The organism is Terriglobia bacterium, assembly GCA_020073205.1.
GTDB lineage: Bacteria > Acidobacteriota > Polarisedimenticolia > Polarisedimenticolales > JAIQFR01 > JAIQFR01.
This window is the reverse complement of record JAIQFR010000001.1, coordinates 74244-89653: the sequence shown is the minus strand read 5'-3', so window position 1 is coordinate 89653 and position 15410 is coordinate 74244. Positions and strand designations below refer to the sequence as shown.

Here is a 15410-nt window from a genome sequence, read left to right as displayed (position 1 = left end):
CGGCTCGTCGACGTTGCATTCGAGCTCGCCCGCCGGGGCGATCAACCGGGCTCGGGCGACTTCGCGGTCAACGCCTCGAGGAATCCGGGCGGCGGCTCGAAACCCACCCGGCGTGCGAGCCGCACCTCTCGCCATGCTCCGCCGGTGTCCCCGAGGTAGTAGAGCGCGATGGCCAGGTTGCCGTGCGCCCGCCCGTACGCCGGGTCCAGCCGGATCGCCTCCGAGAAATGCGACGCGGCCTCGTGGTAGAGCGCACGGGCCGCGAGCACGGTTCCCCAGTTGCACTCGATGTCCGCCCGCACGAGGCTTGCCGCCTCGAGCCGGAGCGCGTCGCGAAGCTGCTCCACCCCCTCGTCGAGCCGCCCCGCTTCGGCCAGCGCGACGCCGAGCTCGGCATGCGCGGACGAGAGATCGGGGTCGAGGCGCACGGCCTCCCTGAACTGCGCCATCGCCTCCTCGGTCCGCCCCATCCGCTTCAGGGCGACACCGAGATCTACATGGGTCCCCGCGTGCATCGGGTCGATGCGGAGCGACAGACGGAACTGCTCGATCGCCTCCGGCACCTCGCCTCGCCGGAACAGGACCGTGCCGACGCCGAGGAGCGCCAGGGACCGATCCGGGTCGGTGCGAAGCGCCTCCCGGTAGTGATTCTCCGCCTCGTCGAGCCGGCCCTGACGGATCCTCACACCTCCCAGCTGCAGATGCGCGACGTAGTTGTCGCGCGTGACCTCGAGAGCCCGGGTGAAGAGGGTCTCGCCGTCGCGCCAGCGGCGGACCTCGGCGCGCGTCAGCACGATGCACCCGACTATCGCGACGATCCCGACCGCGGCCGCGACTCGGGGCCCCCTGGGCGGTGCGTCGCGCCGCCCGACCGAGAGCCGCCGCGAGAGGCTCTCGCTCGCGTCGTGGATCCCCCACACCACCGCCACGAAGACGCCGACGAGCGGGACGTACGTGTACCGATCGGCCATCGCGTGCTCGCCGACCTGCACGAGGCCGATCACCGGGAGGAGCGTCCCGAGGTACCAGAGCCACCCGAAGAGGAGGTACGGGCGGGTCCGCCTCAGCCTCACGGCCGCCGAGGTCACGAGCAGGAGGAAGGCCACCGCGGCGACGATCTGCCAGGCCGGCAGGGCTTCCCGCGGATGCGGGTAGAACACGGCCAGGCCCGTCGGTCGGACCGTCTTGACGAGGTAGGCCGCCATGGCCACGGCGGCGTTCAAGAGGCGCTGCCCGATCGGCAGGACCGATGCGCCGGCGATCGCCTCGCCCGCTCGCTGGGACGCCACCGTGAGAACCGCGGACGCGGCGCAGAGTGGAAGCAGCGGCATTTTCTCCCGCAACGCGCTCCATGGGCCCACCTCGCGATTCGATCGCCGGGCGCCGAGGCGGCCGAGCGGCCAGTAGTCCAGAAGGAGCAAGGTGAACGGGAGCGTGATCGCCATCGGCTTGGACGCGAGGGCCAGGGCGCAGAGGGCGACGAGCGCCGCGTACCGCGCGGGATGGCGCGACTTCACCCACCCGGCGTAGACCCCGATCGCCGAGAGCCAGAAGAGCGTGCTCAGAACGTCTTTCCTCTCCGCGATCCAGGCGACCGACTGGACGTGGAGCGGGTGGACGGCGAAGAGAAGGGCGACGAAGGCGCTTCGCCCGACGGCTCCGGTCATCCTCAGGAGCAGGAGGAAGAGGAGCATCGCGTTCGCCGCGTGCAGCGCCACGCTGGTGACGTGGTGCTTGCCGGCATCGAGCCCGAAGAACTGGACGTCCAGCATGTGGGAGAGCCAGGTGAGCGGATGCCAGTTCCCGGCGTGGAACGACGTGAAGGCCCAGGCGAGGCCCTGCGCGGTGAGCCCCGACCGAACGTGCGGGTTCAGGGTCACGTACTCGTCATCGTCGTAGTCGAGAAAGCCGTTTCCGCCCACGGAGGAGAACGCGATGATCGTCGCCGTCGCGAGCAGCACGATGGCGATCGTGCGCTGCCGAGCGACCCGGGTCTCGAGCATGGCAGCAGGATAGCTCAGCTTGCGCGCGGCGTTCCAGCCGCCGTTCCTGCGAACGCCGCGCCGCTCATCGGCCGCCTCCGCCCGGCGCCCGGCGGCGCGCCTCCCGGAGCGCGCGGCTCGCGCTCTCGTTGCCGGGCTCGATCCTCAGGGTCTCCTCGAAGTGCGCGATCGCCTCCTGCGGCTTGCCCTGCCTCACCAAGAGCAGGCCGAGGTTGAAGTGGGCCCCCGCGTCGCGGGGGTCGAGGCGAAGCACCTCGGAGAACTGGCCCGCGGCCTGCTCCGCGTCGCCCTGCATGGCGAGCACGATCGCGAGATTGTTGTGTGCCGCGGACAGGTCGGGCGCGATCTCGAGCGCCTTCGAGATCTCCGCGATGGCCTCCGCTGCGCGCCCCTGCCGGCCGAGCACGGAGCCGAGGTTGTTGTGGGCCTCGGCGAACCCTGGCTCGAGCCGGATCGCCTCGCCGTAGGACGCTGCGGCTTCGTCGAGCCGGCCCCGGCCGCGCATCTCGTTGGCGCGCTCGAAGCTCGCCCATGCCTCCGGATTCACCTTCGCCTTGGCGGCGGGCGTCGCCGCGGCCCGCTGCTTCGTCTCGAGGGCGGCCCGGAGCATGGAGCCGATGGCGGGCTCGTCCGGCTGCAGGCGCTCCGCCTCGCGGAAGGCCACGATCGCCCCGTCGATGTCGCCGGTCTTGCCCAGGGCGTTCCCGAGGTTGAGCCAAGCCTCGACGTGGGTGGGCTTCGCCTTCAGCGCTTCGCGGAACAGCCCGATCGCCTCGCCGACCCGCCCCTTCCCCTGCACCGCGACCCCGAGGTTCGAGAGGGTCGGCGCGTGGTCGGGACGGAGTCGCCGCGCTTCCTCGAGGTGGCGTATGGCGTCGTCGAAGCGCCCCTGCCCCGTCAGCGTTCCTCCCAGATTGCTCTCCGTGACGTAGTTTTCGCCGGTGACCGCGAGGGTGCGCTCGAAGAGGGTCACGCTGTCGTGCCAGTAGCCGGCCTGCCGCCAGGACAGGACCGAGCAGCCCGCCACGGCCAGCAGGGCCGCGGCCCCCAGGATCGCGCGCGGGTACCGCCGATCGCCGAGGAGGTCCGGCAGGCCCCAAGCCAGCATCAGGAACACGCCGACCAGAGGGACGTAGGTGTAACGGTCCGCCGACGCCTGCACGCCCACTTGCACGACGCCGATCACGGGAACGAGGGTCCCCACGTACCAGAGCCAGCCGGTGGCCAGGTAGGGGGCGCGCCGCGCGGATGCCGCGACGACGGCGGTGACCGCGACCAGGAGCGCAGAAGCCCCCGCGACTTCCCAGGCCGGCAGCTTCGCGGCGAGCGGATAGAGCACCCCGAGGTCGGCCGGCCAAACCGTCCTGGCGAGATACGTCACGTACGCGACCACGGCGTTCGCGAGCCTCGCCCGGAACGGCAGCACGTCGAGTGCGGCGATCGCGCCCCCTCGTTGCTGCACCACCCAGGTCACGACGGACGAAGCCGCCGCGAGCGCGAAGAGCGGGAGCTTCTCGGTGACGAGCCGGAGCGGCGGGAGGAAGCGCCGTCCGCCGCCCGCCGGGGCGCCGCCAAAGCGCGCGAGCGGCCAGTAGTCGAGCAGCAGGAGGACGAACGGGAGCGTGACGAGCATCGGCTTGGCCATCAAGCCGAGGCCGAGCAGGAGCGGAAGGAGCACGCGGCCCGTCGTCGTGGGCCGCGTGACGTGGCGCGCGTAGGTCAGGAGGATCAGCATCCAGAAGAGCGTGCTCAGCACGTCCTTGCGCTCGGCCGCCCAGGCCACCGATTCGACGTGGAGCGGGTGCAACGCGAAGAGCGCCGCGACCGTCGCGCTTCGCCAGACCGCCCCCGTCATGGCGTGGAGCGCGAGGAGGAGGAGCACCGCGTTCAGGGCGTGGAGCCCCAACGAGACGAGGTGATGCCCCGCGGGATCGATCCCGAAGATCTCGCAGTCGAGCGCGTGGGAGAGCCACGTCAGAGGGTGCCAGTTGCTGTGGGACCCGGTGCGAAACGCCCAGGCCACCGTCTCGACCGTCAGCCCGGCCCGGACGTGCGGGTTGTACGTGACGTAAGCGGGATCGTCGAAATCGATGAAGCCGTTGCCTCCGATCCGGCCGTAGACGACTCCCGACAGGAGCACGAGCGCGAGAGAGAGCAGCGCGAGCCGCTTGAGCGGGGCGGGGGAGGACGGATCGTGGCCCACGACGGATCCCTAGCGAACGTCCAGTTCGATGCCGTCCACCCGCTTCGCTCCCACCCAGGCCTCGACCCGCCACCGCCCCTGCCGCAGCACGCCGCGGCGCTCTTGAATCCAAGCGGCCGAGCCGCTCAGGGCCGGAACGACGAAGACGGGGCTCGAGAACCCGGCGCGGCCGTCCGCCGCGATCCAACGGAACGCCACCGGGAACGGCTGCGGGTTCTCGTCGAAGTCGAAGCGAACGACGAGATCCTGATTCCTGCCCACGGACGAGGCGGGAACGAGGGCCATGGGGTCCCGGCCCTTCCCGACGTGCAATCCTCGCGGGACCGGCACGAAAGGGGGCGGCGCTTCGGTGCCGTCCTGCGCCGCGGTCACGAGGCGGTAGACGAAACGGAGATCGTCGAGGGGAAAGACCTCGAAGCGATAGGGCTTCCCCGCCGCCCGGAGGAACACGTCGAAGGGCGGTCCGAGGGTCGCGAGGAAGAGCGGGAGATCCGCGGCATGGGCGTATCCGACGAGCTGCGCAAACGCCTCCTTCGACAACCCCCAGTCCGCGAACCCGAAGAGGTTGACGAGGTTCGTCTCGAGGTCCGGACGGCGTCCCTCGTAGAGCCGATAGAACTCCAGCGAGTTGTACCTCGAGTCGTCGTCGAGGTAGGTCGCGTTCGGCGGAAGCTTGTCGAGGAGGGCGCCGAAGTACGCGTCGATGTCGCGGTAGCGTCGCTTGTCGGGATTCGCGACGAAGCGGGCCGGGTCGATGGTGTTCGAGGACTCGCCGGTCGCCCCGAACCGCATCGCCCAGACGCTCCCGGCGGGGGCCCTCCACGAGCCCATCCGCGCGTAGAGCCAGGGGGGCGTCGCCACCGACAGGACGAATCCCAGGCCGATCGCGGCCGCCAGCCGGAGCGAGCGACCCTCCCTCGCCCAGGCGACCAGCTGATCGAGGGCGAAGGCGCCCCAGAAGGCGAGCACGAGGAACGACACGAGGAGGAACGCGAAGCGGTCCCAGGTCTGGTAGAGGGCGAAGAAGGCGCCGGTGACGCCGAAGATGATCAACACCCCCGCGGTCGCCGCGCTCCACCTCCACGTCTGGAGGAATCGCAGGAAACCCACGGGCACCAGGAGGAGGAAGGGCGATGGGAACTGGAGCAGGGTCAGCTGGGCCGTGTCCGCGATTCCGAGGCCCCCCGCCCAGCGGAACATGATGTCCTTGAACGGTCCCCCGGCTGCCGCCGACACGGCCGATCGCAGCCCTCCCGCCGACCACGCGTCGCTCAGGAGCACGAGCCCGTAGGGAACGAGGCTCGCCGCCGCGACGACGGCGGCGCGCCCCGCGAACCGGACGATCTCCGCCCGCGCGCCCGGGCCGCGCGCCAGTCGCGCCACGTGCCCGCTGGCCACGGCGACGGCCGCGAGTCCGATCACCCCGAGCTGCGCGTGATGGAACAGGGAGATGCCCGAGAGGGCGATCAGCCAGAGCAAGGGCCCCTCGCCCGGGGCCTCGCGGTACCGGGCCAGGAGCAGGAGCGCACCCACCACGAAGCAAGCGTTGATCGCGTACGATTCGACGATGGTCGAGTGCCACCACATCGAGTGCGAGACCATCAGGAGCGTCGCCGCCATCGCCGCGACGGTCCGCGAGCGCAGCGAGCGGACGACGAGGGAGTAGAAGAGCGAGACCGCCAGGCCGCCGAAGAAGACCGACATCAAGTTCGCGCGGAACGCGAGGCCCCCGATCGGAAGCGCCGTGAACAGCCGGCCGAAGAGGAGCGAGAAGTTGTGGCTGTTGACCTCGGCCGACAGACGCAAGTCCAGCATGTCTCCGATCAGGATCGCCGTGTCCGACATCCCGATGCCGCGGGAGCAGGTGGACAGGTAGAAGAGGAACGGCAAGGCGACGAACGGGTGCCGCGCCGCAACCGCAGCGACCCGCCTCACTCGCTCGCCTCGATGGACCCGCACGCCTCAGCGGACCTTCGTCCCGCATCCTGAGGCCCCATGCCTCAGGATGCCGGAACGACCCTCAGTCTACAGGAAGTGCTTTGCTCACGGGCGAAAGGAGAGGTTCGCCCCCTCACGGCGGACACTTCGGAGGATCGAGGAGCACGCCCGCCCAGATCCCGTCCCGGGCGAAGACGGTCTTGGCGCGCGTCTTGGCGAAGGCCTGGACGAGGGCGAGGTCCCCCTCGAACTCCTCGAGGCCGTACGAGGGCACGAGGGTCGGCAGGAACCCGTGGAGGTGCTCCACGTTGATCAGCAGGTAGGTCACGCCCTGCTCGCGCAGCGCGCAGTGAAGCTCGTCCAGGTTCTTCTGCCGATGGATCCACTGGAGGACCTGGGCGCCCTCGTTGATGTGATACGGGATGTAGTCCAGGCCGCGGAAGATGAATCCACGGCTCTCGGCGAACAGGAGCAGGCGGTCGCGCGGTCCCATGACCTTCCGGAGCTCAACGGCGGCGGCCTCGGCGGGATGGCCGTTCCGGAACTCTTCGACCGAGAGGGTGCCGATCGCGTAGCCGTAGCGAGCCGGCAGCTCCTCCAGCAGCAGCGCCTGGCAGTAGACGAGTCCCGCGAGCGGGAGCGCGATGAAGAGCCGCCCCCAACCCGGTAGACCGGAGGCCAGGGCCGCCAGCGCCGCCCCCCCCGCGACGGCGAAGCAGGCGAGCGCGGGAAGGAGGAACCGCGCCTCCTGGAACGTGAAGAACCAGAGCACGGTGAGGATCCCGCCCGCCGCGAGGAGCCGGGCGACGAGGGGATGCCGCCGAACGCTCCCGACCAGGAGGGCTCCCAGCGCTCCGATCACGTACAGCGGAGTCACCTGGTAGCCGAAGCTGTTGCCGTAGACCTCCGGCACCGTCCGCATCACGAGGTTCCAGGGCAGCAAGAGGAGCGCGCCCAGGCTCCGCCCCATGCCGACGCGCGACAGGAAGGTCGTACTCTGCTCGATCGCCGTGCGATCGAAGTACTCTCCGCCCGCGGGGTAGAACAGGGACTGGAGGAGGGGGGCGACGGGGTTCCCCGTGAAGACCAGATTGCGCACCAGCCAGGGGGAGCAAACCACGACCGCCCATCCGGCGAGGACGCCTCCCGCCAGGAGGGTGGCGCGCACCCGGCGTCGCGGAGGGAGCCAGAGCATCAGGAGCAGCGCGGCGAGCACCAGCGCGCCGTGGAGCTTCACCAGGAGGCAGATCCCCGAGAGCACACCCGCGTAGCGCAGGGAGCCGCGGTCCGAGGACGCCGACCTCTCCTCGAACGCGACGAGCGCGAGGAAGGCGTAGAACGCCAGGGTGAGGTCGTTGTACGCCCAGCTCAGCTCCCTCTGGAAGAGCGGGTCCGCGAGGAGAACGGCCGGCGCCAGGATCGCCGCGAGGCGGGAGAACCGATTCGCGGCGAGGGAGACCGCCGCCAGCAGGAGCGCGCCGAACTCGAAGTGCAGCAGGGTCGCGAGCGAGGGACCGCCGAGGACGAGCGCGGGGACGTAGAGCATCTCCATGAGGAACGGGTAGGCCGTGAGGTGCGAGAAGGGGGTGACCACGATCCCGTTCGCGAAGAGATACCGCTCGGGAATCGCCAGGTGATAGGTGAGCGCGTCCCATCCCGGCTCCGGAGCGAATGCGCCCAGGAAGGCGTTGAGGCAGAGGAGGACCGCGGCGAGGGCGAGCCACGACAGACGCCCATGCGGCCGCTCCCCGATCCACGGGCGGCCGCGACGCGTCCACGCGATCGCCACCGCGGCGGCGGCGGGAAGCGCGATCGCCAGGTGGACGGCCGGGAACTCGAGCGCGTGCAGGGCGGCGAGCCCGAGCACGAGGAGGGAGAGGAGAGCGAAGCCGAAGCCGAGCCGGTGGAGAAGCCTGAATTCCTTCCCGGCCGATCGGCACCGCAGGAGCCGCTCGACGAGGACGCCCAGCGACCACGCGGCGAGGTTCATCGCGAGGAGCCAACCCAGGATGCGCGTCATGTCGGCCAGCTTGGCCGACCGGAGCCCTGCTCCCTCGGGGGGGAAGAGCCGGCCGGGAAGGCGGGGCGGGTACCGCCCGAAGTGGAGGGCCATCACCACGGCGCCCAGAACGAGGACGAGCGCGCCGGCGGCGGCGAGGGCCCGGGCGGGGCGCGATTCCGGGGCGACGACGATCGGTCTCCTCCTGGGGCCGCGAAGGCGGCGTGGCGTATTGTATCCGGGGTATCTCCCGGCGGTGGCGTCCGACGCCTGGGTGGCCACGGGCGTCGGGAATCCGGCGGGATCACGAGCACCCCCGAAAGAATTGCCGTTCCTGGCGTCTCTCCGCGGCGCCGGGCGTGGCACGGCGATTGCGGTGCTCCCGGAGGGGCTTCGCTCGCGAGGCTACGGGGGTGGCGATGGGCGCCGAGACGGGATTCCGCGTGCTCGGGATGCTGCGGGTCAGGAACGAGGCGGAGCTGATCGGGGACGCGCTCGACCACATGGCCTCGTTCTGCACCGGCGGGGTCTTCGTCTACGACGACGCGTCCGGCGATGGCACCTCCGATCTTGCGGCAGGGCATCCCGCGGTGCGCGAGGTGATCCGGGGCGCGGACTGGGACGACGACCGCGAGCGGGCCGAATGGCAGCACCGCGCCGCGCTCCTTGACGCCGCTCGGCGCCACGCCGGCCCCGGCGACTGGCTGGTCTACCTCGACGCGGACGAGCGGGTCGAATGGGACTTCAGCCGTCTCGCGAGCCTCGGCCCCGACGTGATCGCCGTGAGGATGAAGCTGCTCGACTTCCACATCACGAGAGAGGACGAGGGGCGGCCGTACACCGAGCGCCGCTACGCCGGACCCGAGTACCGCTCGATCGTCGTCGCCTTCCGCAACCGGCCGGGAATCGTCTATCGCCACCCCGACCAGCGCGAAGTCGAGCTCAGCGGCCCCGGCCGGATCCTCGACGACGGGTGGGTGCGCCACTACGGCAAGGCGCTCTCGGTCGCGCGCTGGGAGCGGAAGTGCGATTACCACGCCGGGCACTTTCCGAGGTATGCCGAGAAGTGGGCGGCCCGGCGCGGGCGCGCCGTCCACGACGCCTCGGACTTCGGGGCCCCGCTGATTCGCTGGGAGGAGCGTGAGGCGAGATCCTACCTCATGCCGCACGAGCCGGAGCGCGCCGGGCGGAGGCATCTCGGAGAGCCGGGGCCGCTCCGCGTCCTCTTCACGAACCACCACCTCATGAACGCCGCGGGGAGCGAGACGTTCACCCTGACCCTCGTCAGGGCGCTCACCGAGCGCGGGCACCGCGTGACGGTCCACTCGAAATTCCTCGAGCCCCTCGCTCCCGAGCTGGCGGCGTCCGGGGCGCGGGTCGTCGACGATCTCCAAGCGGTGCGACAGGAATCGTTCGACGTCGCCCACGTGCACCACAACGTCTGCGCGCTCGAGGTCCGCCACTGCTTCCGCGAGCTCCCGATGGTCTTCGTGTCCCACGGCGTGCTCCCCTTTCTCGAGCGGCCCCCCGTCGCGGACGTCGGCATCGCTCGGTGGCTCGCGGTAAGTGAGGAGGTGCGGGGCCGGCTCCTGACCTGCGGAGTGCCGGAGGGGCGGCTCGAGATCTTCCGGAACCCCGTGGACGACCGACGCTTCCGGGCGGAGACGCCGCTATCGCCGCGACCTCGGCGAGCACTCGTCCTGAGCCACCGTATCGACGAGGCGACCGAACGCGCGATCCGCGACGGCTGCGCCTCCGCGGGGGTCGAGACCGTGTTCCTGGGGGCGCGCTTCGGGATGGCGGATCCGCGCGACCTGCCGGCGCTCATGAACGGATCGGACGTCGTCTTCACCCTGGGCCGCGGGGCGATCGAGGCGATGCTGTGCGGCCGGCCCCCGTTCGTTCTGGACCATGCGGGAGGCGACGGGCTCCTCGGGCCGGACAACGTCGAGGAGTCGATGCACTGCAACTTCTCCGGCCGACGCTACGCGAGGCGCTTCAACGCCGCGGACGTCGCGGCGGAGCTCAGTCGCTTCTCCCCCGAAGGAGCCGCGTGGCTCCGGAGCTTCGCCCTCGCGCGCTTCGGCGTCGAGGGCAGCGTGGCGCAGCTCGAGCGGGTCTACCTGGCCGCCATGGATGACCGGGGAGCGTCGCGGTGCGCCCCGGGCGCCGAGGAGGTCATCGACGCCTTCGCGGAATCGGTTCGCGAGACGGTGGGGCAGGCGGCGATCCTCTGGTCTTGGCGGGCGCGCGCCGGCCGCGTCGAGGCACCTCCCGCTCCGGAGGACGCCGATTCGGGCCGTCTACGCGTCGTGGAGCTCCTGTTACGCGCGGGCTGGACGGAGCCCGCGCGAGCCCTGCTCCTCGATACCCTCTCCCGCGAGATCGACCGCGTGGATGCCCTGGCACTGATGGCGCGGCTCGGCGCCCTGGAAGGGGCCGACGACGACGCGCGAGAGCTCCTGGACCACGTCCTGTCGGTCGACCCCGGCCACCGGATCGCGCGGGAGACGCTGGGCCTCCTCGACGCGAGAGGAACTCGCGGCTGACGGACCGCGAGCGCCCGACGGCGGCCGCTCCTCAGTGACGACCCTCGCGGCGCGCGCTCGCGCCGGGGTCCACGGCCCAGCTCTCGCTCGAACGCCGGTAGGCAGCCAGCTTCGCGGCGTTCCGCTCGCGCCACAGGAGCCCCTCGGGATCGCCCGCGGCACGGCGGATGTCGTAGGCGAGCGCCTCCAGGTGCCCGCCGGCCCGCATGGAGTCGAAATAGGCGAGGACGAAGGGTCGCCAGAACGCGGTGTCCGACTCCCGCGCGTGGAGCGACGAGACGAGCTTGAGGATCGTGTCCAGGGCGTAGACGAAGAACGTGGCCTCGCTCTTGTCCTTCCACGGCCCGCTCTGGCGCAGGATCCCGATCATCGACATCCCGGCGACCTCCGCTGCGCTCGGGGACGAGCGCGCCGTCTCGGTCGGCACGCGCGCGCGGATCACCCCGACGGAGCCGGCGTCGCCCGCCGACGCGGGGGCCTCGAGGTTCTCGAAGAGCATGGCCCACATCCTCTTCGCGATCTGCTGCGAGGGCGGCGTATCCCCTTCGAGCGTCAGCGAGCGAGCGTAGGCGGCGAAGGCCCTTCCCCTCGCGCCGGAGTCGTAGAGGGTGTCGCCGAACGCGCGCCAGATCTCGGCGCGATACGGCGAATCGCGGAGACAGTTCTCGAACGCGTCGATCGCCGGCTCGGACCTTCCCTGCGCCGAGAGGCTCAGCGCGAGGTGGAAGCGGAGCGTCGGGTCCTGCGGCCGGACCGCGAGTCCCCTGCGGAACACGCTCTCCGCGAGCGCCCAGTGCCCGAGCATGGCGTGGGACGAGCCGAGCAGCACCCACGCCCCCTGCGGAGCGGTCTCGGGGATCGACACGACCTTGTCGAGCATCTCGATCGCGGCGAGGTGGTCGCCCTTCGCGAACGTCGAGTAGGCCATCTCGTAACGCGCGTCCGCGTTCGACGGGTCCGCGTCGAGGACGCGCTGGAAGATGCGGATCGCCTCGTCGTACTCCCCCGCCTCGTGCAGTTGAACGCCGGCGAGGAGGAGTTCTCCGGTGTCGGGGGGCGCGGACGGTGCCGCGAGTGAAGGCGAAGCCGTGACGGCGACGGCGATCAGGAGCATCGGGACGAGGCGCATGGGCTCGGTTCCTCCGCTTCCAATTTGCGTCACGGGCAGAGGAAAATCGAGGGATGGGCGCGGGATTCTTGGGTTTGTGCGGATATTCCGGCGTGTGATTGTTACGCGGATGCGACGCAATCGGGTAAGAAGGTGAGGCTGAGCGACGAGGAAGGGATTCCCGAGGCTCTCGTCTAGTATGGAGCGGGAGGCAACCATGCCAACGAGCGGCCATTCGGCTCCCGTGCCCCCTAAGACGCCGGCGGAGCGAATCCTCCGGCCGTTCCAGGAATTCCTCCGCATCGAGGCCTCGGCGGGGATCCTCCTCCTTCTTTGCACGGTCGCCGCGCTCACATGGGCCAACTCGGGAGCGGGGTCGCTGTACTTCGAGATGGCCCGCGCTCCGGTCACCGTCGGCGTCGGGCCATTCGTTCTCTCGAAGCCGATCGTGGTCTGGATCAACGACGGGCTCATGGCGATCTTTTTCCTGGTCGTCGGCCTCGAGATCAAGCGGGAGGTCCTCGTGGGCGAGCTGTCGAGCCCGAGGCGGGCCGCGCTACCGCTCCTCGCTGCCGCCGGAGGCATGATCGTCCCTGCCGCGATCTACCTCTCCCTGAACGCCGGGACCGACAGGGCGGCGGGGTGGGGGATCCCGGTGGCGACGGACATCGCGTTCGCCATCGGCGTGCTCACCCTCGTCGGGAAGCGCGCGCCCCTCGGGGCCAAGGTCTTCCTCACCGCGCTGGCGATCGCGGACGACCTCGGAGCCGTGCTGGTGATCGCGATCTTCTACGGTGGGAGGATCGACGGGGCCGCGCTCGGAGCGGTCGCCGCGCTCATGGCTCTCCTCTTCGCCGCGAACCGTGTCGGGGTGCGCAGTCCCCTCGTGTACGGGTTGCTCGGCGTGGGGTTGTGGCTCGCGGTCTCCCGATCGGGCGTGCACCCCACGGTGGCCGGCATCCTGCTCGCCGCGGCCGTTCCTTCACGCTCCGGGATCGAGCACGCGCTTCACCCGTGGGTCATGTACCTCATCATGCCGGTCTTCGCCTTCTTCAACGCGGCCGTGGTCTTAAAGGGCAGCCCTCTCGACGCTCTGTTGCATCCCGCGACACTCGGGGTGGTCCTCGGCCTGGTCGTCGGGAAGCCGGTCGGCATCACGCTGTCGTCCTGGCTCGCGGTTCGGGCCGGGCTCGCCGCGCTGCCCGAGGGAGTCGGGTGGAGGCAGATCATCGGCGTGGCCTGCCTGGGAGGGATCGGGTTCACCATGTCCCTCTTCATCGCGGGCCTCGCGTTCGACGGTTCCCTGCTCGCGTCGGCGAAGACCGGGATCCTGATGGCATCGGCGGCGGCCGGCGTCCTCGGCTGGCTGTCCCTTCGAGGCTCGCGGGTCCCGACTCCTAGGCCTTCGGAGGGCCCGTCAGGGCCAGACGCGTGATCCGCTCGATCAGATCCTCGTAGGGGATCCCGGCCTTCCCGGCCGCCTCGGCGAAGTCCTCCCCCGAGCCGATGTCGGGGTTCGGGTTCGCCTCGACGATGAAGAGCTGCCCGTCGGGCGCGAGGCGCAGGTCGATCCGGCCGTAGCCCCGCATCTGCAGCACGCGGAAGGTCCGCTTCGCCAGCCGCGAGACCTTCTGAACCGTGCCCGCCGGGAGGTCCTCCGCGAAGGTGTTGACGATCCCCCATCGCTCGCGGTAGCCCTCGTCCCACTTCGCCTTGAAGCTGGCGAACCGCGGCTCGCCCTCGGGGACCTTGGAGAACGTCAGCTCCCGCAGAGGGAGGACCGTGAGCCGAGCGTCGCCGAGGACTCCCGCGTAAAGCTCGCGCCCCTCCACGTAGCGCTCCACGATGACGTCCGTCTTCATGCGCTGGTGGAGGAAGTTCGCCCGGCGAAGCGCCTGCTCCTCGGTCTCGGCGAACGAATCGCGGGCGATCCCCACGGAGCCCTCCTCGGCGAGCGGCTTCACGAGGACGGGAAGGAGAGACTTCGCGAGCGCCTTGAGCGGCCGAGCGCAGCGGGAGACGACGAACGGCGGGACGGGGACCCGGTGGTGGCGGAGGATCTTCTTCGAGAGCGCCTTGTCCTGGCAGATCATCAGGCCGTGCGGCCCGCAGCCCGTGTGCGGGATCGCGAGCAGCTCGAGGACGCCGGCCACGTTGCTCTCGAACCGGCGCTGCCCGCGGAACGCCTCCACGAGGTTCCAGACGAGGTCCGGATTCACGCGATCGACGTGCGCGAGGATCTCGCGGGGATGATCGTGAATCGGTCCGAGGAGCACCTCGTGGCCGTTGGACCGGAGGGCCTTCAGGACGTGCCCCTCCGTGATCCAGTCCTGGCGGGTCTTCATCAGCTCCTCGTACTCGTCGTCGGCCAAGGGAGACTCGTTGACCTCGAAGAGAGCGAGGATCCTGAGCGGCTTCCTGGCCATCACTTCCTCGGCCGGTACGCGTGGGTCCTGAGGCGATTGACGATGAGCGTGGCGACGTACGTCGAGAACCGCACGAGCGTCGAGGCCGGATCGGCGCGCACGACGAGGCGGTGCTCGTTGGCGATCCGCGCGAGGCTCGCGACGACCCGCGTCACGTGCCCCGGCCGGTCTCCGGACCAGGCCGCGACGGCCTCGACGATCAGTTTCTTGTTCCTGCGAATCAGCGCCGCCGCGGCGTCTCCGGGCGTCTTCGCGCGCGACGCGCCGAAGATGGCCTTGAGCTCCCGGACGCACAGCGACAGGTCCTCGAGCCGCTGGCGCCTGGACTTCCGCTCGTAGTAGCTCCTGAGGGTGGACTGGAGAAGCCGCGCCTGACCCTGCAGCCGCGGCTTCCGGCGCGGCGGACGCCGGCACGCGATCTCGTGCATGAGCCGGTCGACGAAGCGGAGCTTCCGCATGGCGGGCCAGCCCGCGTAGCGGGTCCGCCACAGCGAGTTCGGCTGGAGCCAGACGGCGAACGTCTCGGCGAAGTCCTCGTACGGATGGGATTGCGCGTAATCGTCCGGCACGTTGCGCACGAAGTTCTTGCTGACCGGATCGACCTTGTAGAAATACGGATTGTACGGCGTGCCGGGGGAGCCGAAGACTCGCCGCCAGTCGGGCCGCCTGTGAAGCCCGTAGGCGTGGTCGACGGCGTGCCCGGCCTCGTGCCGCAGCAGCTTCATGCACCAGGCCCGCGTCCCGCCCTCCACCTCGAACATCATCCGGAATTCCAGCGCCATGAGGCGTGGGTGGGCGAGGTAGAACGGGATCCCGATGGCGGCCTCGCCGTCCGGGCAGAGCCACTCCGCCGCCAGGTAGCACGGCGGCCGAAGGGCGAGACCACGGCTCTCGAGCTCCCGGTGGAGGCGGCCGATGTGGGGCTCGAGGGCGCTGCCCCGGATCCGCACCTCGAGGTCGCGGATGCGGACCTCGAGAAGATCGTCGTCGGACAGGTGTGCCCAGGTTCCGCCCCCCCCGTCTCCCTTGCGGTGCCCGCGCATGACGGGAAGGGTAACCGCGCCCCTTGAGGGCGGTCAACGCGCCGGGGCCAAAGGGAGGGGCCGGCGCGCGATTTCATCGAAACGATCGCCCTTTTTCGGGTGAAGAGAAAGCGGGGCACCCCACGCCCGGGCGGCGGGGGA

General features: G+C 70.6%; 9 protein-coding genes. 2 read left to right on the top strand and 7 right to left on the bottom strand.

The window, feature by feature from the left end; translation table 11 throughout:
- Nucleotides 1-41 precede the first annotated feature (41 nt).
- The 4 genes from LAO51_00330 to LAO51_00315 all read right to left on the bottom strand — a co-directional run bounded on the left by LAO51_00330 (nucleotide 42) and on the right by LAO51_00315 (nucleotide 8425).
- On the bottom strand, nucleotides 42-2003 hold the full coding sequence (locus LAO51_00330; GenBank protein MBZ5637179.1) for a tetratricopeptide repeat protein: 1962 nt from the start codon (nucleotides 2001-2003) through the stop codon (nucleotides 42-44).
- A gap of 64 nt (nucleotides 2004-2067) precedes the next feature.
- Complete coding sequence (locus LAO51_00325) at nucleotides 2068-4206, bottom strand: tetratricopeptide repeat protein (GenBank protein MBZ5637178.1); 2139 nt, start codon at nucleotides 4204-4206, stop codon at nucleotides 2068-2070.
- A 9-nt stretch (nucleotides 4207-4215) separates the two neighbouring features.
- A complete protein-coding gene (locus LAO51_00320) occupies nucleotides 4216-6141 on the bottom strand; it encodes a DUF2723 domain-containing protein (protein ID MBZ5637177.1) in 1926 nt (641 codons plus the stop codon).
- A 136-nt stretch (nucleotides 6142-6277) separates the two neighbouring features.
- Entirely contained in the window at nucleotides 6278-8425 is a 2148-nt protein-coding gene (locus LAO51_00315) for a hypothetical protein (GenBank protein MBZ5637176.1), read from the bottom strand.
- Between the two features lie 137 nt (nucleotides 8426-8562).
- Between LAO51_00315 and LAO51_00310 the strand changes: the two genes are divergently transcribed.
- The gene (locus LAO51_00310) at nucleotides 8563-10692 is read left to right on the top strand and encodes a glycosyltransferase (GenBank protein ID MBZ5637175.1); all 2130 of its coding nucleotides are present in this window, start codon (nucleotides 8563-8565) and stop codon (nucleotides 10690-10692) included.
- Nucleotides 10693-10723: 31 nt separating this feature from the next.
- On the opposite strand, the gene LAO51_00305 is transcribed toward LAO51_00310, so the two are convergent.
- A complete protein-coding gene (locus LAO51_00305) occupies nucleotides 10724-11821 on the bottom strand; it encodes a tetratricopeptide repeat protein (GenBank protein ID MBZ5637174.1) in 1098 nt (365 codons plus the stop codon).
- 196 nt (nucleotides 11822-12017) lie between these two features.
- Between LAO51_00305 and nhaA the strand changes: the two genes are divergently transcribed.
- Complete coding sequence (nhaA, locus tag LAO51_00300; GenBank protein MBZ5637173.1) at nucleotides 12018-13235, top strand: Na+/H+ antiporter NhaA; 1218 nt, start codon at nucleotides 12018-12020, stop codon at nucleotides 13233-13235.
- Here nhaA and LAO51_00295 read toward each other — a convergent pair.
- Both LAO51_00295 and LAO51_00290 read right to left on the bottom strand, forming a co-directional pair.
- Nucleotides 13198-14226: an ATP-grasp domain-containing protein gene (locus tag LAO51_00295; GenBank protein ID MBZ5637172.1), complete on the bottom strand. Its 1029-nt coding sequence runs from the start codon at nucleotides 14224-14226 to the stop codon at nucleotides 13198-13200. The two genes, nhaA and LAO51_00295, sit on opposite strands and share 38 nt — an antisense overlap.
- Nucleotides 14226-15269: a putative zinc-binding metallopeptidase gene (locus tag LAO51_00290; protein MBZ5637171.1), complete on the bottom strand. Its 1044-nt coding sequence runs from the start codon at nucleotides 15267-15269 to the stop codon at nucleotides 14226-14228. Before LAO51_00290 ends, LAO51_00295 begins: the two co-directional genes overlap by 1 nt.
- Nucleotides 15270-15410: the final 141 nt, after the last annotated feature.

Bases quoted from the DNA above. Each gene is read 5' to 3' on its own strand.
- LAO51_00295 (MBZ5637172.1), bottom strand. From the start codon at position 14,226: ATGGCCAGGAAGCCGCTCAGGATCCTCGCTCTCTTCGAGGTCAACGAG.
- LAO51_00310 (MBZ5637175.1), top strand. From the start codon at position 8,563: ATGGGCGCCGAGACGGGATTCCGCGTGCTCGGGATGCTGCGGGTCAGG.
- LAO51_00290 (MBZ5637171.1), bottom strand. From the start codon at position 15,269: ATGCGCGGGCACCGCAAGGGAGACGGGGGGGGCGGAACCTGGGCACAC.
- LAO51_00305 (MBZ5637174.1), bottom strand. From the start codon at position 11,821: ATGCGCCTCGTCCCGATGCTCCTGATCGCCGTCGCCGTCACGGCTTCG.
- nhaA (MBZ5637173.1), top strand. From the start codon at position 12,018: ATGCCAACGAGCGGCCATTCGGCTCCCGTGCCCCCTAAGACGCCGGCG.
- LAO51_00330 (MBZ5637179.1), bottom strand. From the start codon at position 2,003: ATGCTCGAGACCCGGGTCGCTCGGCAGCGCACGATCGCCATCGTGCTG.